This window comes from Mycobacterium persicum (assembly GCF_002086675.1).
Lineage (GTDB): Bacteria > Actinomycetota > Actinomycetes > Mycobacteriales > Mycobacteriaceae > Mycobacterium > Mycobacterium persicum.
This window is the reverse complement of record NZ_MVIF01000022.1, coordinates 51,325-68,327: the sequence shown is the minus strand read 5'-3', so window position 1 is coordinate 68,327 and position 17,003 is coordinate 51,325. Positions and strand designations below refer to the sequence as shown.

Annotated in this window: 16 protein-coding genes; 11 read left to right on the top strand and 5 right to left on the bottom strand. The window is 66.1% G+C overall.

Going from position 1 to position 17,003, the window contains the following annotated elements; all coding sequences use genetic code 11:
• The coding region (locus tag BST40_RS32500; protein ID WP_142276719.1) for a PE family protein at positions 1-455 on the bottom strand (455 nt) is incomplete at its 3' end.
• Positions 456-792: 337 nt separating this feature from the next.
• Between BST40_RS32500 and BST40_RS10085 the strand changes: the two genes are divergently transcribed.
• Both BST40_RS10085 and BST40_RS10080 read left to right on the top strand, forming a co-directional pair.
• Positions 793-1,632, top strand: coding sequence for an amidohydrolase family protein (locus BST40_RS10085; RefSeq protein ID WP_083154139.1), 840 nt, complete (start codon positions 793-795; stop codon positions 1,630-1,632).
• Positions 1,629-3,176, top strand: a complete 1,548-nt coding sequence (locus BST40_RS10080; RefSeq protein ID WP_075545613.1) for an acetolactate synthase large subunit — start codon at positions 1,629-1,631, stop codon at positions 3,174-3,176. Before BST40_RS10085 ends, BST40_RS10080 begins: the two co-directional genes overlap by 4 nt.
• 27 nt (positions 3,177-3,203) lie before the next feature.
• Here the strand turns inward: BST40_RS10080 and BST40_RS10075 are convergent, their stop codons facing one another.
• From BST40_RS10075 to BST40_RS10060, 4 genes are all read right to left on the bottom strand, one after another.
• Entirely contained in the window at positions 3,204-3,914 is a 711-nt protein-coding gene (locus BST40_RS10075) for a hypothetical protein (protein ID WP_083154137.1), read from the bottom strand.
• Positions 3,915-3,948: 34 nt separating this feature from the next.
• Positions 3,949-5,454: a long-chain-fatty-acid--CoA ligase FadD17 gene (fadD17, locus tag BST40_RS10070; protein WP_075545615.1), complete on the bottom strand. Its 1,506-nt coding sequence runs from the start codon at positions 5,452-5,454 to the stop codon at positions 3,949-3,951.
• 72 nt (positions 5,455-5,526) lie between these two features.
• Complete coding sequence (locus tag BST40_RS10065; RefSeq protein ID WP_083154135.1) at positions 5,527-6,624, bottom strand: acyl-CoA dehydrogenase family protein; 1,098 nt, start codon at positions 6,622-6,624, stop codon at positions 5,527-5,529.
• Positions 6,625-6,640: 16 nt separating this feature from the next.
• The gene (locus BST40_RS10060) at positions 6,641-7,822 is read right to left on the bottom strand and encodes an acyl-CoA dehydrogenase (RefSeq protein WP_075545617.1); all 1,182 of its coding nucleotides are present in this window, start codon (positions 7,820-7,822) and stop codon (positions 6,641-6,643) included.
• A 235-nt stretch (positions 7,823-8,057) separates the two neighbouring features.
• On the opposite strand from BST40_RS10060, the gene BST40_RS10055 reads away from it, so the two are divergent.
• The 9 genes from BST40_RS10055 (at position 8,058) to BST40_RS10015 (ending at position 16,999) form a co-directional block, all read left to right on the top strand.
• Positions 8,058-8,249 (top strand): ferredoxin, encoded by a 192-nt coding sequence (locus BST40_RS10055; protein ID WP_036395462.1) that lies wholly within the window; start codon positions 8,058-8,060, stop codon positions 8,247-8,249.
• Between the two features lie 53 nt (positions 8,250-8,302).
• A complete protein-coding gene (locus BST40_RS10050) occupies positions 8,303-9,208 on the top strand; it encodes a 3-oxoacyl-ACP reductase (RefSeq protein ID WP_371687267.1) in 906 nt (301 codons plus the stop codon).
• Positions 9,209-9,449: 241 nt separating this feature from the next.
• The gene (locus BST40_RS10045; protein WP_063470958.1) at positions 9,450-10,214 is read left to right on the top strand and encodes an MlaE family ABC transporter permease; all 765 of its coding nucleotides are present in this window, start codon (positions 9,450-9,452) and stop codon (positions 10,212-10,214) included.
• Between the two features lie 34 nt (positions 10,215-10,248).
• Complete coding sequence (locus BST40_RS10040; protein WP_083154133.1) at positions 10,249-11,091, top strand: MlaE family ABC transporter permease; 843 nt, start codon at positions 10,249-10,251, stop codon at positions 11,089-11,091.
• Positions 11,092-11,106: 15 nt separating this feature from the next.
• The gene (locus tag BST40_RS10035; protein ID WP_075545620.1) at positions 11,107-12,309 is read left to right on the top strand and encodes a virulence factor Mce family protein; all 1,203 of its coding nucleotides are present in this window, start codon (positions 11,107-11,109) and stop codon (positions 12,307-12,309) included.
• The gene (locus BST40_RS10030) at positions 12,309-13,361 is read left to right on the top strand and encodes an MCE family protein (RefSeq protein ID WP_075545621.1); all 1,053 of its coding nucleotides are present in this window, start codon (positions 12,309-12,311) and stop codon (positions 13,359-13,361) included. Before BST40_RS10035 ends, BST40_RS10030 begins: the two co-directional genes overlap by 1 nt.
• Positions 13,351-14,439, top strand: coding sequence for a virulence factor Mce family protein (locus BST40_RS10025; RefSeq protein WP_082275240.1), 1,089 nt, complete (start codon positions 13,351-13,353; stop codon positions 14,437-14,439). Before BST40_RS10030 ends, BST40_RS10025 begins: the two co-directional genes overlap by 11 nt.
• Complete coding sequence (locus tag BST40_RS10020) at positions 14,436-15,842, top strand: virulence factor Mce family protein (RefSeq protein ID WP_075545622.1); 1,407 nt, start codon at positions 14,436-14,438, stop codon at positions 15,840-15,842. Before BST40_RS10025 ends, BST40_RS10020 begins: the two co-directional genes overlap by 4 nt.
• A complete protein-coding gene (locus BST40_RS10015) occupies positions 15,839-16,999 on the top strand; it encodes an MCE family protein (protein WP_083154132.1) in 1,161 nt (386 codons plus the stop codon). The genes BST40_RS10020 and BST40_RS10015 overlap by 4 nt, the downstream gene beginning before the upstream one ends.
• The last annotated feature ends 4 nt before the right edge of the window (positions 17,000-17,003 follow it).

Genomic DNA, 17,003 nt, shown 5'->3' with positions numbered 1-17,003 from the left:
GCTCCGGCTGCACCGTTGCCGCCGCTGCCGAACAAGATGCCGCCGTCCCCGCCGGCGCCGCCGGGAACCGTCGCATCGGCGCCGTTACCGATCAGCGGCCGACCCAGCAACAGCTGGGTCGGCGCGTTCACGAGGTTGAGCACATCCTGCTCGAGGGTCTGCAACGGTGACGCGTTGGCAGCTTCCGCGAGGGCGTAAGCCCCCGCACCCGAATTCAAGGCCTGTAAGAAACGGGCGTGAAACGCCGCCGCCTCCGCGCTGATCGCCTGATATTCCCGGCCGTACGCGCCAAATAGTTCCGCAATGCGTGCCGACACCTCATCGGTGGCAGCGGCTAGCACGTGCGTCGTCGAGGTCGCCGCGGCTGCATTGGCCGCACCAAGGGTTGAACCGAGGTTGGTCAGATCCTCGGCTGCTGCGGCGACGATGTCGGGGGAGACGAGCACGTATGACATGGCGGAGGCTCCAACCGGTTGACGAAAAGTCGGCAACTACCGCCCCCCGCGGCGTCGCTAGGTCGGCATTTTATCTACCGCGCGTCTAATATGTCCGCGGTTTCTCGTCTATTGGTATGATTACGATGGCCTCTAGCGGAGTAACGGTTTTTGTCGTATAAGCAGTCCGGTGTCACACCCTTGAAACCCGGGGAAATAGTGACGGTCAGAATCTGGCGCCAGGATCGATGGTTCGCGCGGCCGGATCGAAGCCCGATAACGGCCTGACCGCATCGGCGCGGCGGACGGGCCGCCGCCGCTCGAAAACATCGGCGGGGCGTCTACAGTTCGAAGCGCGATGACGATCGATGTGTGGATGCAGCACCCGACCCAGCGGTTCCTGCGCAGCGACATGTTGGCCTCGCTTCGGCGCTGGACCGGTGGGTCCATGCCCGATACCGAAATCCCGATCGCGACCACCCTCACGGCGATGGACGCCGCCGACGTCGACCTCGGCCTGCTCAGCGCGTGGCGCGGTCCCAACGGTCACGACCTGATCTCCAACGACGAGGTCGCCGCATGGGTCGCCGCGCACCCGGGCAGGTTTGCCGGTCTGGCCACGGCCGACCTGGACCGTCCGATGGCGGCGGTTCGGGAACTGCGGCGCAGAGTCCGCGACGACGGTTTCGTCGGCCTGCGAGTGGTGCCCTGGCTGTGGAACGCGCCGCCCACCGACCGTCGCTACTACCCGCTGTTCGCCGAGTGCGTGGAGCTGGCCGTGCCGTTCTGCACCCAGGTCGGTCACACCGGCCCGCTGCGGCCATCGGAAACCGGACGCCCGATTCCCTACATCGATCAGGTGGCGCTGGACTTTCCTGAGCTGGTGATCGTGTGTGGGCATGTCGGATATCCGTGGACCGAGGAGATGGTCGCGGTGGCCCGCAAGCACGAAAACGTCTACATCGACACCTCCGCCTACACCATCAAGCGGCAGCCGCACGAGCTGGTGAGCTTCATGAAAACCGGTACCGGACAACGCAAAGTCCTGTTCGGCACCAACTATCCGATGATCACCCACCCGCATGCCCTGGCGGGCCTGGACGAACTCGATCTCAACGACGACGCCCGACGAGACTTCCTGCACCACAACGCCGAACGCGTCTTCACAGGGCTGGCCCGAGGAAAGGTGGAACCATGAACGGCGCCCAGGCTCTGATCAACACCTTGGTCGACGGCGGAGTCGACGTGTGCTTCGCCAACCCCGGCACCTCGGAGATGCACTTCGTGGCGGCATTGGACGACGTTCCGCAAATGCGCGGTGTGCTAACCCTTTTCGAGGGTGTGGCCACCGGTGCGGCCGATGGCTACGCCCGCATCGCCGACCGGCCGGCGGCGGTGCTGCTGCACCTGGGGCCCGGGCTGGGCAACGGTTTAGCCAACTTGCACAACGCGCGCCGCGCCCGGGTGCCGATGGTGGTCGTCGTCGGTGACCATGCGACCTATCACAAAAAGTACGACGCCCCTTTGGAATCCGACATCGATGCGCTGGCAGGCAGCGTGTCGGGATGGGTGCGCCGGACGCAGGCCGCCGCCGACGTCGGAACCGATACCGCCGACGCGGTCGCCGCGAGCCGGTTGGGTCCGCGGATCTCGACGCTGATTCTGCCCGCCGATGCCTCCTGGTCGGAGGGTGCCGCGCCGGCTGCCCCGGTTGTGGAGCGGCCGGCGCAGACCGGTCAGGATCTGGTGTCGGTGGCCAACGTGTTGCGCTCCGGAGAGCCCGTGATGTTGCTGATCGGCGGGGACGCCACCCGCGGCCCGGGGTTGGCCGCGGCCGCGCGGATCGCCGAGGCCACCGGGGCGCGCTGGCTGTGCGAGACGTTTCCGACCCGGCTCGAGCGCGGCGCCGGCGTGCCCGCCGTGGAGCGCCTCGCCTATTTCGCCGAAGCCGCGACGGCACAGCTGGACGGGGCCAAGCATTTGGTGCTGGCCGGCGCCAAATCGCCGGTTTCGTTTTTTGCCTACCCGGGCATGGCCAGCGATCTGGTGCCGGCGGGATGTGCGGTGCAGCTGCTCGCCGAGCCCAGGGGAGCAGCGGACGCTCTGGTCGCGCTGGCCGACGAGTTGGCACCGGGCACCCGCGCGCCGGTGGCGGCCGCGTCGCGTCCGCAACTTCCGACGGGTCCGCTGACGTCGGCGTCGGCGGCCGACGTGATCGGGGCGCTGATGCCCGATCGGGCGATCATCGTCGACGAATCCAACACTTCGGGTCCGATGCTGCCACAAGCCACCGCCGGGGCGCCGGCACATGACTGGCTGACGCTGACCGGCGGGGCGATCGGCTACGGCATCCCGGCGGCGGTCGGTGCCGCAGTCGCCGCTCCCGATCGTCCGGTGCTGTGCCTGCAATCCGACGGGTCGGCGATGTACACGATTTCGGGGTTGTGGACCCAGGCGCGGGAAAACCTCGACGTCACCACCGTCATCTACAACAACGGCGCCTATGACATCCTGCGGATCGAGTTGCAGCGTGTCGGCGCCGGATCCGCGCCGGGCCCCAAGGCGCTGAACCTTCTCGACATCTCGCCCCCCAGAATGGATTTCGTCAAGATCGCCGAGGGCATGGGTGTGCCGGCGCGGCGGGTCACGACCTGTGAGGAGTTCGCCGACGCCCTGCGCGCCGCCATCGCCGAACCCGGACCGCACCTGATCGACGCGCTGGTGCCGTCACTGTTGGGATAACCCCGGATAACACCAGCACGGGGCTCGTCACTGACCCGTCAGCTCGCCAAAATGGTTGACGAGCCAATCCGTTATCCGGTTGAGCCCATCCACGCCGGTCTCGAACTTCGCTGCCTGGGCAGCCAACGCCACGCCCGCATACCCGGATTCGGCGGGGACGAAGCCGAATTGCCGAACCAGATAGTCACCGTCGCTCCCAGGCCCCCAACCGCCTTTTGCGGCAACACCTTTAGCGGCCAGCCCCCAGCGATGCTCGCTGCAGAGCTGGCGCATCAAGCCGGTGACACCGACGGCGCCGGCAAGGCCTGGCAGGTGCGCCGCGAACTGTGCTTGGCTGTCCAGCGGCCACCGCGTTTGCCCGAATGCCGTGAAACCCGGCCGAAGCCGCCGAGATTCGACCACGGTGCCCGCGTCGCCAGCCTCTCGGAGCACGGTTTGCACCTGCCTTGCAGCGTCGGCGGGATGTCCCAGTTGCGACCACAGCAACTCCGCGGCGTCATTATCCGATTCGGTGATCGCCTTGACCGCAGGGTCTTTCGCACGGCTACGATCATGACGCAGCGCAGCGATCACCAACGGAACTTTGATCGTTGACCAAGCAACGCCGGTCGACCATGGGCCCAACGTACACGCCGCGGTTCGACTCGGTACGGCGACGGCAAGGCCGATGATCGCCGGCACCGTGGCCGAAAGTTCCTCGAAGCTCTGCTGCAGAGCCGGGTTCCGCTCGTTAGTCATGGCCACCTTGCGTGTAGACGCCCACCAAACCGACCTATCGCCGTATCGACCACACCGGATCACCGCAGTCGACACCCTCGGCCGACAACTGGCGCTTGAGCACCTTGAACGTCGGCGTCTTTGGCAAACCGGTACCCACCCGCACGTAGGACGGCCACTGCTTGGGCCCGAGGTCGGGCTGTTCGGCCAGAAAAGCCCGGAACGAGTCGACATCGAAGTCGACGCCGGACGCCATCACCACCGCCGCCATCACCTGGTCACCGACCACCGGATCGGGCACCGGATATACCGCTACCTCGACGACTCCGGGGTAGCGCAGCAGCACCCGTTCGATCGGCGCCGTGCCGAGATTCTCTCCGTCGACTCGCATCCAATCACCCAGCCGCCCAGCGAAATAGGCATAGCCGGCTTCGTCGCGGTAGGCCAGGTCGCCACTGTGGTAGACGCCGCCGGCCATGCGCTCGGCGGAGGCGGCGTCGTCGTTGTAGTAGCCCTCGAAGCGACCAGGCCCGGCGATGTTGACCAACTCGCCGACGACGCCCAGTGGGCACTGTTCGCCGGTCTCGGGGTCGACGATCTGAATACCATCCGGCAGCGGCCCCAGCGCACCGGCCGGGGTGTCCGGTGTGCGGCTGATCGCCACGCCGCCCTCGGTCGAACCGAACCCGTCGATGACCACACAGCCGAATCGGCGCGCGAAACGCTCGACGTCGCCGGGTACCCCTTCGTTGCCGTACACCGCCCGCAGTGGGTTGTCGGCGTCGTCGGTCTGCTCGGGTGTGGCAAGCACATACGACAACGGTTTGCCGACATAGTTGGCGTAGGTCGCGCCGTAGCGGCGCACGTCCGCCATGAATCCGGAGGCAGAAAACTTACGGCGCAACGCCATTGACCCTTGGCATGCCAGCGCGACCGCCCAGCCGACCAGGACGGCGTTGGAATGGAACAACGGCATCGACACGTAGCAGACGTCGTCGCGGCCCAGGCCGAAGCGCTGGGTCATGGTCACCCCGGCGATCGCCACCTTGCTGTGACTGCACTTCACCGCCTTCGGCTCACCGCTGGTGCCCGAGGTGTAGATCAGCATGAAAGTGTCTGCGGGTGAGGCGGATTGAAAACACACGCCGGCATCCTGTTGGGCGGCGACCTCAGCGGCCCACTCGGCGGAATCCACGTTGACATGCTCGACATCGCCCAGCGGTGCAACAGATTCCAAGTCGGCGAGCACGAGCTGACAGTCGGCGTGCCGGATGTCGCGGGCCAGTGCCGCGCCGCGGCGCACCGGATTGAGGCCCACCGGAACGATGCCCGACATCCCGGCCGCCACCAACATCGCCGAGAAGAACGGGGTGTTCTGCAGCAGCACCCCGACGTGCGGTGGACGCCCGGGGTCCAGACGTTCGCGCAGCGCTGCCGCGATGGCGGCGCCGTGCCGTAGGTGATCACGCCAACTGGTGAACGAGTCCTCGAAATAAATTCCACGGTCGGCGATTTCGGTCAACGGCAGCAGCAGCTGGGTGACGGTCGGATCAGTGCTCAATGCGTCGGATTCCTCGTCTCGAGCGTGACGCCGCAGTCACGTTCGCATCCCACCGTGACGCTACAGTCACGACTAAGCGGGAGTCTCTGCCAGCTCATGCCCGATCTGGCGCAGCTGCCTGGTGGCACCGCCCAGGGCGAACTCGGTCTCCTTGGCCGCCAAAAAGTATCGATGCACCGGGTGATCGGTGTCGACGCCGACACCGCCATGCACGTGCACGATCGTGTGTGCCACCCGGTGCCCGGCATCGGCGGCCCAGAACGCGGCCGAGGCCACGTCGAGCTCGGCCGGCAGATCTTCGGCGACCTTCCAGGCCGCCTGCGTCAGAGTCAGCCGCAACCCCTTGACGTCGATGTAACCGTCGGCCAGGCGTTGCCCCACCGCCTGGAAGCTGCCAATCGGACGGTCGAATTGCTCTCGGGTACGGGCGTATTCGGCCGTCATCTGCAATCCGCGCTCCAAGACGCCGAGCTGGAATGCGCTGCGGCCCAGAGCATATATCGTGCGCAGCCAGGCTACTGCGGCACTGCCGCCAACTCGGCGCGAGCCGTCCACCGCAACCCCATCCAGTTCCAGATGTCCGATGCTGCCCAGGCCGGTGGTGTGCAGAGCCGTCACTGTCACCCCCGGGTCATCGGCGGTGACAAGGAAAACCTCGGTGCCGGAATCGATTTCGGCGGGAACCAGGAAGGCGTCCGCGACCGGGCCGTAGCCCACCTGGGTGCGCGTGCCGGTGAGCCGATAGCCCTCGGCGGCGCCGACGGCCTGCACCGGGCCCTCGCCCATCTCACCGTCGAGTCCGACGGTCAAGATCTTCGACCCGCTGACCGCCGGCGCCCCCCAGCCCTGCTGCAGATCCTCGGAGCCGAACCGGGCCAGCGCACCGGCGGCCAGCACCACCGACTCGAGATAGGGCACCGCGGCCAGCTGGTGACCCAGCGCGACCAGTATCGCAACCTGTTCGAGCACCCCGAATCCGTCGCCGCCCAGAGCCGACGGGGCAGCGCTGGTCAGGATGTCGGCGCCGGCCAGCTTGCCCCACAGCTCGCGGTCGAACCGTTGCTCCAGCGCGTCCAGCTGCCGCTGATGCTGTGGGGTGCATACCGCGTCGACGATGGTGTCCACCAGACCGCCGAGGTCGGTCGCGGCTTCGGTTGTCGAGAAATCCATTGCTGCTTCAGTCCTTTCAGCGGCTTGCCCGGGGCAGGCCCAAGGCCACCATGCCGATGATGTCTCGCTGCACTTCGTTGGTACCGCCACCGAAGGTCAGAATTAGGCACGCCCGGTGCATCCGTTCCACCCGTCCGCGCAGCAGGGCGCCGGGCGAATCCTGGCGCAGCGTCGCCGCGGTACCGAGCACCTCCATCAGCAGCCGGTAGGCCTCGGTGGCCAGCTCGGTCCCGAACACCTTAGCGGCCGACGCGTCGGCCGGGGACAGCGCCTCGCTCGCAGACGAAGCGAGCTCCCAGTTGATCAGCTTGAGCACCTCGGCCTTGGCATGCACCCGGGCCAGGTTGAGCTGCACCCATTCCGAGTCGATGAGCCGCGCTCCGCTGGAATCCTTGGTGTGCTGCGCCCATTCGCGAACCTCGCGCAGGCACAGGAAGATCGGAGCCGGCGATACCAGCGCGACCCGCTCGTGGTTGAGCTGGTTGGTCACCAGCTTCCAGCCGCCATTTTCCTCGCCGACCCGGTTGGTCACCGGCACCCGCACGTCGGTGTAGTAGGTGGCGCTGGTGTCCGGGCCGGCCATGGTGTGCACCGGCGTCCAGGAGAAACCGTCGGCGGTTGTCGGCACGATCAGCACCGAGATGCCCCGGTGCTTTTTGGCCTCCTGATTGGTGCGCACCGCCAGCCAGACGTAGTCGGCGTACTGGATCAGGCTGGTCCACATCTTCTGCCCGTTGATCACGTAGTCATCGCCGTCGCGGACGGCGGTGGTGCGCAGGTTCGCCAGGTCGGTGCCGGCGCCCGGCTCGGAGTAGCCGATCGAGAAATGCAGGTCCCCCGCGGCAATGCGCGGCAGGAAGAACTTCTTCTGCTCGTCGGTGCCGTAGGCCATGATGGTCGGCGCGACGCTGTTGATCGTCAGAAACGGCACCGGCGCGCCGGCCAGCGCCGCCTCGTCGGTGAAGATCAGCGAGTCCATGGGGGAGCGGTCCTGGCCGCCGTACTCCTTGGGCCAATTCAAGGTGAGCCAGCCGTCCTTGCCCATCTGCGCGACCGTCTCCCGGTACACATTGCCAACGCCGATTTCGCCCCCGATCGAGCTCAGCGCTTCGCGCCGCTCCGGCGTCATCAAGGTGGTGAAGTACGACCGCAGTTCGCGGCGCAGCTCTTCCTGCTCAGGTGTGTAACTGATGCGCATTCCTGCCGCCTCCGGTCAAACGTCGTGCACACAATGCCGTCACCGGCCGCCTGAACGGCCGCTTAAACAAGCGCCTGAACGGGCGCCTAAACGGGCGCGAACGGCTACCCATCCGTTCTCCCGGTTGTAACACGTTCTAGTCTGGGAATCCAGCGACCGTTTCGTCAGAGGCGCCACAGCCCTATGGTGGTGCTACGGAGTGATCAGGTAAAGCGCCAGCTTCAGGGAGGATGCCGTGCGGGTAAAGGTGGACCGTGACCGGTGCGAAGGTAACGCAGTGTGCTTGGGAATTGCACCGGATATCTTCGACCTGGACGACGAGGACTATGCCGTCGTGAAGCTCGATCCCATTCCACCGGACCGAGAGGCCCTGGCCGAGCAGGCGATCGCCGAATGTCCGCGGGCCGCCCTGCTTCGCGAGGACTAGGCCCCACAACAACCCGAACTACCCGAACTACCCGAACTAGAGGTATTCATAAATTGACTAGGGCCAACGATCTGTCCGGGAAGGTCGCGGTGGTCACCGGCGCGGCCGCGGGACTGGGCCGCGCCGAGGCGGTGGGGCTGGCCAGGCTCGGCGCTGTCGTCGTCGTCAACGACATCGGCGCCGCCCTGGACAACTCGGACGTCATCGAGGAGGTCAACGCAACCGGCGCCAAAGCGGTCGCGGTCGCCGGCGACATCAGCCAGCGCGCGACCGCCGACGAACTGGTCGCGACCGCCGACGGGCTGGGCGGGCTGGACATCGTGGTCAACAACGCCGGCATCACCCGCGACCGAATGCTGTTCAACATGTCCGACGAGGACTGGGACCAGGTCATCGCGGTACACCTGCGCGGCCATTTCCTGCTCACCCGTAACGCGGCCACCTACTGGCGCGCGAAAGCCAAAGACACCCCGGACGGCTCGGTGTACGCCCGGCTGGTCAACACCTCCTCGGAGGCGGGACTGGTCGGTCCCGCGGGGCAGGCCAACTACGGCGCGGCCAAGGCGGGCATCACCGCGCTCACCCTGTCCGCGGCGCGGGCGCTGGGCCGCTACGGCGTACGCGCCAACGCAATCTGCCCACGGGCCCGCACCGCGATGACCGCGGAGGTCTTCGGCGAGCCCGAAGTCGCCGAAGGTGAGATCGACCCGTTGTCACCGGAGCACGTGGTCAGCCTGGTCCAGTTTCTGGCATCGCCGGCGGCCGCGGAGGTCAACGGGCAATTGTTCATCGTTTACGGCCCGCAGGTGACACTGGTGGCCGCGCCGACGGCGGAGCGGCGCTTCAGCGTGGACGGCCCGGCGTGGGAGCCCGCGCAGCTGAGTGAGGCACTGCGGGACTACTTTGCTGGCCGGGCTCCGGACCGGAACTTTTCGGCCACCGGTCTAATGGCACAGTAGGGGCCCGACAACGACCGAGGGCTCATCGGGCCCCGCTTCGACAGTTAGAACCTGTGTCAGAATGACCGCACCAGAAAGGGTTTAACCAGCCAAATTAACGCAGGTTACGCAAAGTACCGTTCATTGACACGGCGAAGTCGTTCTGGGTTAATATGAGCCGGCTCGCCAGGAGCCGCATCTGGCCCCTGCTCGGGCTCAGGGGACGCATCGGCTTCGCCGCCTAGCAGACGGGGGAACCAAGTTGATTCAACAGCTTGCGGTTCCGGCCCGGGCCGTCGGCGGGTTCTTCGAGATGTCGATCGATACCGCCCGTGCTGCCTTCCGGCGTCCGTTTCAGTTCCGCGAGTTCCTCGATCAGACCTGGATGGTTGCCCGGGTATCACTGGTCCCCACCCTGCTGGTCTCCATCCCGTTCACGGTCCTGGTGGCCTTCACCCTCAACATCCTGCTGCGGGAGATCGGTGCGGCCGACCTCTCCGGCGCCGGAACGGCATTCGGCACCATCACCCAGCTGGGCCCGGTAGTGACCGTGCTGGTGGTGGCCGGTGCCGGCGCCACCGCAATCTGCGCCGACCTGGGCGCCCGCACCATCCGCGAAGAGATCGACGCGATGCGGGTACTGGGCATTGACCCGATCCAACGCCTGGTCGTGCCAAGGGTTTTGGCGTCGACGCTGGTCGCGTTGCTGCTCAACGGATTGGTGTGTGCCATCGGTTTATCCGGTGGCTATGTGTTCTCCGTCTTCCTGCAGGGGGTCAACCCCGGTGCCTTCATCAACGGGCTGACCGTGCTGACCGGCCTGCGGGAGTTGATCTTGGCCGAAGTCAAAGCGCTGCTGTTCGGCGTGATGGCCGGGCTGGTCGGCTGTTACCGTGGCCTGACCGTCAAGGGCGGGCCCAAGGGCGTTGGCAACGCGGTCAACGAAACCGTCGTCTACGCGTTCATCTGCCTGTTCGTGATCAACGTGGTGATGACGGCCATCGGCGTACGAATCTCGGCGAAGTAACACATGAAGGAAAGCAAGCGATGGTGATGAAGCGATGAGCTATGACGTCACTATCCGCTTCCGCCGATTCATGTCCCGGCTGCAGGAGCCGGTGGACAGTTTCGGCGAGCAGGCGCTGTTCTATGGCGAAACCGTGCGCTACATCCCCAACGCCATCACGCGATACCGCAAAGAGACCATCCGGCTGGTCGCGGAGATGACCCTTGGTGCGGGCGTGCTGGTCATGATCGGCGGCACCGTCGGCGTGGCGGCCTTCCTGACCCTGGCCTCTGGTGGCGTCATCGCGGTACAGGGCTACTCGTCGCTGGGCAACATCGGGATCGAAGCGCTCACCGGATTTCTCTCGGCGTTTTTGAACGTGCGCGTCGTCGCACCGGTGATCGCCGGCATCGCCCTGGCGGCCACCATCGGCGCCGGCGCCACCGCCCAGTTGGGCGCCATGCGGGTGTCGGAGGAGATCGACGCTGTCGAATGCATGGCGGTCCACTCGGTCTCCTACCTGGTGTCGACCCGGTTGATCGCCGGCCTGGTCGCTATCGTTCCGCTGTATTCGCTGTCGGTGCTGGCCGCGTTCTTCGCCGCCCGCTTCACCACCGTGTTCATCAACGGGCAGTCCAAAGGCCTTTACGACCACTACTTCAACACCTTCCTGATCCCCTCCGACCTACTGTGGTCGTTTTTGCAGGCGATCGTGATGTCGATCGCGGTGATGCTGGTGCATACCTATTACGGCTACAACGCCAGCGGCGGGTCGGTCGGCGTCGGAATCGCCGTCGGTCAGGCGGTGCGGACATCGCTGATCGTGGTGGTGGTCATCACGCTGTTCATCTCGCTCGCCGTGTACGGTGCGTCCGGCAACTTCAACCTCTCCGGATAAGGACTCGGCAGGGACATGGCAGGCGGATCACGACGCACCAGTGTGCGGGTGGCGGCGGCGCTGCTGGCCGGCCTGCTGGTGGGATCGGCCGTCCTGACCTACCTGTCCTATACCGCTGCCTTCACCTCGACCGACGCCGTCATCGTCTCCTCGCCGCGGGCCGGGCTGGTGATGGAGAAGGGCGCCAAGGTCAAGTTCCGCGGCGTCCAGGTTGGCACCGTCGAGGACATCACCTACAGCGGCGACCAGGCACGGCTGCGACTGGCCATCAGAAGCGGCGAGATGCATTTCATCCCGTCCAACGCCACCGTGCACATCGCCGGCAACACCATCTTCGGCGCTAAATCGGTCGAGTTCATTCCGCCCAAAACGGCGCCGTCGCCCACGTCGCTGCGTCCTAATGCGCACGTCGAGGCATCCCAGGTGCAGCTGGAGGTCAACACGCTGTTCCAGTCGCTCATCGACCTGTTGCACAAAATCGACCCGGTTGAATTGAACGGAACGCTCAGCGCGCTGTCCGAGGGCCTGCGCGGCCACGGCGACGACCTCGGCGCACTGTTGTCGGGGCTGAATACGCTGACGCGCCAAGCCAATCCGAAGCTGCCCACCCTGCAGGAGGATTTTCGCAAGGCGGGCATCGTGACCAACGTCTACGCCGACGCCGCGCCCGACCTCAACACCGTGTTCGACAGCCTGCCTACCATCAACAAGACACTGGTGGACAAGCAGAAGGACCTGAACACCACGCTGCTGGCCACGATCGGCCTGGCCAACAACGCCTACGAGACGCTCGAGCCCGCCGAGCAGAACTTCATCGACGCCGTCAACCGGTTGCGGGCCCCGCTCAAGGTGCTCTCCGACTACTCGCCGGAGTTCGGCTGCCTGTTCAAGGGAATCGGCCGCGGTATCAAGGAATTCGCGCCGTTGATCGGGGTCCGCAAGGCGGGCCTGTTCACCTCGTCGAACTTCGTGCTGGGCGCGCCGGCCTACACCTACCCCGAGAGCCTGCCGATCGTCAACGCCTCCGGCGGGCCGAACTGCCGCGGTTTGCCTGACATCCCGACCAAGCAGAACGGCGGGTCGTTCTACCGCGCGCCGTTCCTGGTCACCGACAACGCCAACATTCCGTACGAGCCGTTCACCGAGGTGCAGGTCGACGCGCCGTCGACCTTGCAGTTTTTGTTCCACGGCGCCTTCGCGGAACGGGACGACTTCTGATGGCGGGCGGGGGCATGCCGTCGCATCGCTCGATGGTGATCAAGGTCAGCATCTTCGCACTGGCGATGTTGCTGGTGGCCGCGGCGCTGGTGGTGGTGTTCGGCGACTTCCGGTTCGGCCCGGAAGCCACCTACCACGCCACCTTCACCAACGCGTCCCGGTTGAAGGCCGGCCAGAAGGTGCGCATCGCCGGCATACCGGTCGGGGCGGTGTCGGGGGTCGCGCTGAACCCGGACAACACCGTCGACGTGACGTTCGGAGTCGACAAGCGTTACACGCTGTACTCGTCCACGCGTGCGGTGGTCCGGTACGAAAACCTGGTCGGCGACCGCTACCTGGAGATCACCTCCGGGCCCGGGGAGCTGCGCAAGCTGCCGCCGGGCGGCACCATCAACGCCCAGCACACCCAGCCGGCGCTGGACCTTGATGCGCTGCTGGGGGGACTGAAGCCGGTGCTCAAAGGCCTGGACGCGGACAAGGTCAACACGATCACCAGCGCGGTCATCGAGTTGCTCCAGGGCCAGGGCGGCGCGTTGTCCGACGTGCTCGCCGAAACCAGCGCTTTTTCGACGGCCCTGGGCCAACGCGACCAGCTGATCGGCGACGCGATCACCAACCTCAATTCGGTGCTGGCCACCGTCGACCAGAAGAGCGCGCAGTTCTCCGCCAGCGTCGACCAGCTGCAACAGCTGATCACCGGGCTGGCCGAGAACAAGGACGCGGTTGCCGGCGCGATCCCGCCGCTGGCCTCGACGACGACCGATCTCACCGACCTGCTGAGAAATTCGCGCCGGCCGTTGCAGGGCGTCGTGGAAAACCTGCGTCCGCTGGCCACCGAACTCGACGACCGCAAGGCCGAGATCAACAATGACGTTGAGCAACTCGGCGAGGACTACCTGCGGTTGGCCGCGCTCGGTTCCTACGGGGCGTTCTTCAACATCTACTTCTGCACCGTGACGATCAAGATCAACGGTCCGGCCGGCAGCGACATCCTGATCCCGATGGGCGGCCAGCCGGATCCCAGCAAGGGAAGGTGCGCCTTTGCAAAATAACAAGCCAGATAACAAGAAGCCAGGCAGCAAACGCGATCGCGACCCGCTGCGCACCGGCATCTTCGGCGTCGTGCTGGTGGTCTGTGTGGTGTTGATCGCCTTCGGCTACGCCGGGCTGCCCTTCATTCCCCAGGGCAAGACCTACGACGCCTACTTCACCGATGCGGGCGGCATCACCCCCGGCAACGCCGTCTACGTCTCGGGCTTCAAGGTGGGCAAGGTCTCGGAGGTGAGCCTGGCCGGTGACAGCGCCAAGATCACCTTCAGTGTGGACCGCAAGGTCGTCGTCGGCGACCAGTCGTTGGCCGCGATCCGGACCGACACCATCCTCGGCGAGCGGTCCATCTCGGTGACCCCGGCCGGCAGCGGGCATGCCACCACGATTCCGTTGAACCGCACCACCACGCCCTACACCCTCAACGGTGCCCTGGAGGAGCTGGGCCGCAACGCCAACGACCTGAACAAGCCGCAGTTCGAGCAGGCCTTGAAGGTGCTCACCGAGACGCTGCACGACGCCACGCCGCAGCTGCGCGGTGCGCTGGACGGCGTGACGTCGCTGTCGCGCACCCTGAACAGTCGCGACGAAGCGCTGCAGGGCCTGCTGGCGCACGCCAAGACGGTGACCGGGGTGTTGTCGCAGCGCGCCGCGCAGGTCAACAAGCTGATCGATGACGGCAACCAGTTGTTCGCCGCGCTCGACGAGCGCCGTGCCGCGCTGGGCGCGCTCATCTCCGGCATCGACGACGTTTCGGCGCAGATTTCCGGCTTCGTCGCCGATAACCGCCGAGAGTTCGGCCCGGCCCTGTCCAAGCTCAACCAGGTGCTGAGCAACCTCAACGAGCGCCGCGACTACATCACCGAAGCCCTCAAGCGGCTGCCGGCCTATGCGACCACGCTGGGCGAGGTCGTCGGATCCGGACCGGGATTCAACGTCAACGTCTTCAGCGCGATTCCGGCGCCGCTGATGGCCATGGTGTTCGACATGGTCTACCAGCCCGGCAAACTGCCGGACAGCTTCGCCGACTATCTGCGCGGGCTCATCCAGGAACGCTGGATCATCAGGCCGAAGTCACCATGACGACCGCCATGCAGCGACGTTTCGGCCGCCGGGGCGTGCGCACCGTCACCATCATCGCGTTGGTCGCGGTGCTGGTGGGCGGTGTCTACGTGCTGGCGTCGGTGGGCGGCAACGGCCGCAAGATCGTCGCGTACTTCACCTCTGCCGTCGGGCTCTACCCCGGCGACGAGGTCCGCATCCTCGGGGTTCCGGTCGGGACCGTCGACACCATCGAGCCGCGGCCGTCCGACGTCAAGATCACCATGTCGGTGTCCGAGGACGTCAAGGTTCCCCGCGACGCCCAGGCCGTCATCATGTCGCCAAACCTGGTGGCGGCGAGGTTCATTCAGCTCACTCCCGCCTACACCGGCGGCGCGGTGCTGCCCGACGGCGCCAGCATCGAGTTGTCCCGCACCGCGGTCCCGGTGGAGTGGGACGAGGTCAAGGAAGCCCTGACCCAGCTGTCGGTCACGCTCAGCCCGGCGGCGGGCGAATTGCAGGGCCCACTGGGAGCGGCGATCAACCAGGCCGCCGACACCCTCGACGGCAACGGCGACTCGTTCCACAAGGCGCTGCAGGAACTCTCACAAGTCGCCGGGCGCCTGGGGGATTCGCGCAGCGACATTTTCAGCACCGTCAAGAACCTGCAGGTGCTGGTCGACGCGCTGTCGCAGAGCAACGAGCAGATCGTGCAGTTCGCCGGGCACGTGGCCGCGGTGTCACAGGTGCTCGCCGACAGCTCACGCAACCTGGACCACACTCTGGGCACACTCAACCAGGCGCTCTCCGATATCCGGGGCTTTCTGCACGAGAACAACTCGACGCTGATCGAAACGGTCAGCCAGCTGGGCGATCTTACCCAGACCTTGAGTAACCAGAGCGACAACATCGAGCAGGTGTTGCACGTGGCGGGTCCCGGTATCGCCAATTTCTACAACATCTACGATCCCGCGCAGGGCACCCTGAACGGTCTGCTGTCGATACCCAACTTCGCCAACCCCGTGCAATTCATCTGCGGCGGCTCGTTCGACACCCCTGCGGGAACGTCGGGACCCGACTACTACCGGCGCGCCGAATTGTGCCGGGAGCGCTTGGGCCCGGTGCTGCGGCGGCTCACGGCGAACTACCCGCCGATCATGTTCCACCCGCTCAACACCATCACGGCCTACAAGGGCCAGGTCATCTACGACACTCCGGCCACCCAGGCCAAGGCCGAGACGCCGGTTCCGGAGTTGACCTGGATTCCGGCCAAGCCGGCGACACAGCCTGCGCCGGGCAACACCACGGACCTGCAGAGCCTGTTCGTTCCGCAGGCGCCGGGCCCCCCGCCCGGGTACGGACCGCTGCCGGGACCGCCGCCCGCTCCGGCTGCCTCCGCGGCGCCCGCGGCACCGCTGCCCGCCGAGCAGGGGGCCGGCCGATGAGACGAATCATGTTGCGCGCCGGTGTTTTTGCTGCCGGCAGCACGCTGCTTGCCGGTTGTCAGTTCGGCGGGCTGAACTCGCTACCGTTGCCCGGGACCGCCGGCCACGGCGACGGCGCATTCACGATCACCGCCGAGCTGCCCGACGTGGCGACGCTGCCGCAGAACTCGCCGGTGATGGTCGACGACGTCACCGTCGGCAGTGTCGCCGGCATCGACGCCATGCAGCGGCCCGACGGGTCCTTTTATGCCGCGGTGAAATTGGCGCTGGACAAGCAAGTGGTGCTGCCGTGCAACTCGACCGCCACGGTCGCCCAGACGTCGCTGCTGGGTTCGATGCACATCGACCTGGTGCGTCCGGCTGATCATCCGACCGGCAGGCTGGGGGACCGCACCTGCCAGTCCATCCCGGAGTCCCGCACGGGCCGCGCGCCCACCACCGAGGAGGTGTTCGCCGCGCTCGGGGTGGTCGTCAACAAGGGCAATGTCGGTGCGCTGGAGGAGATCACCGACGAGACCTATCAAGCCGTGGCCGGCCGGCAGGGTCAGTTCAAAGACCTGATCCCCAGGCTCGCGGAGTTGACGGCCGGACTCAACAAGCAGGTCGACGACATCATCACCGCGGTCGAGGGGCTGAACAGATTCTCCGCAATCCTGGCGCGGGACAAGGACAACCTGGGCCGGGCGCTAGACACCTTGCCCGACGCGCTTCGGGTGCTCAACAAGAACCGCGCCAGCATCGTCGAGGCGTTCGCCGCGCTGAAAAAGCTGGCCATGGTCACCTCGCACGTGCTGTCCAAGACCAAGACCGACTTCGCCGCAGACTTGAAAGACCTCTACTCGGTCGTCAAGGCGATCAACGACAACCGTAAGGAATTCGTCACCTCACAGCAGCTGCTGCTGACCTTCCCGTTCCCCAACTTCGGCATCAAGCAGGCGGTGCGCGGCGACTACCTCAACGTGTTCACCACGTTCGACCTGACCCTACGGCGTATCGGTGAGACATTCTTCACCACGTCGTATGCACTCGACCCGAACATGGCGCACATGGACGAGGTCCTCAACCCGCCCGACTTCTTGACCGGGGAACTGGCCAACCTGTCCGGACAGGCGGCCGACCCGTTCAAGATTCCGCCCGGTACGGCGTCGGGTCAGTAAGGGT

What these genes read in the sequence shown, in the direction of transcription:
- BST40_RS10085 (WP_083154139.1), top strand. Translation starts at nt 793, where the DNA reads ATGACGATCGATGTGTGGATGCAGCACCCGACCCAGCGGTTCCTGCGC.
- BST40_RS10080 (WP_075545613.1), top strand. Translation starts at nt 1,629, where the DNA reads ATGAACGGCGCCCAGGCTCTGATCAACACCTTGGTCGACGGCGGAGTC.
- BST40_RS10075 (WP_083154137.1), bottom strand. Translation starts at nt 3,914, where the DNA reads ATGACTAACGAGCGGAACCCGGCTCTGCAGCAGAGCTTCGAGGAACTT.
- BST40_RS10065 (WP_083154135.1), bottom strand. Translation starts at nt 6,624, where the DNA reads ATGGATTTCTCGACAACCGAAGCCGCGACCGACCTCGGCGGTCTGGTG.
- BST40_RS10060 (WP_075545617.1), bottom strand. Translation starts at nt 7,822, where the DNA reads ATGCGCATCAGTTACACACCTGAGCAGGAAGAGCTGCGCCGCGAACTG.
- BST40_RS10040 (WP_083154133.1), top strand. Translation starts at nt 10,249, where the DNA reads ATGAGCTATGACGTCACTATCCGCTTCCGCCGATTCATGTCCCGGCTG.
- BST40_RS10035 (WP_075545620.1), top strand. Translation starts at nt 11,107, where the DNA reads ATGGCAGGCGGATCACGACGCACCAGTGTGCGGGTGGCGGCGGCGCTG.
- BST40_RS10030 (WP_075545621.1), top strand. Translation starts at nt 12,309, where the DNA reads ATGGCGGGCGGGGGCATGCCGTCGCATCGCTCGATGGTGATCAAGGTC.
- BST40_RS10020 (WP_075545622.1), top strand. Translation starts at nt 14,436, where the DNA reads ATGACGACCGCCATGCAGCGACGTTTCGGCCGCCGGGGCGTGCGCACC.
- BST40_RS10015 (WP_083154132.1), top strand. Translation starts at nt 15,839, where the DNA reads ATGAGACGAATCATGTTGCGCGCCGGTGTTTTTGCTGCCGGCAGCACG.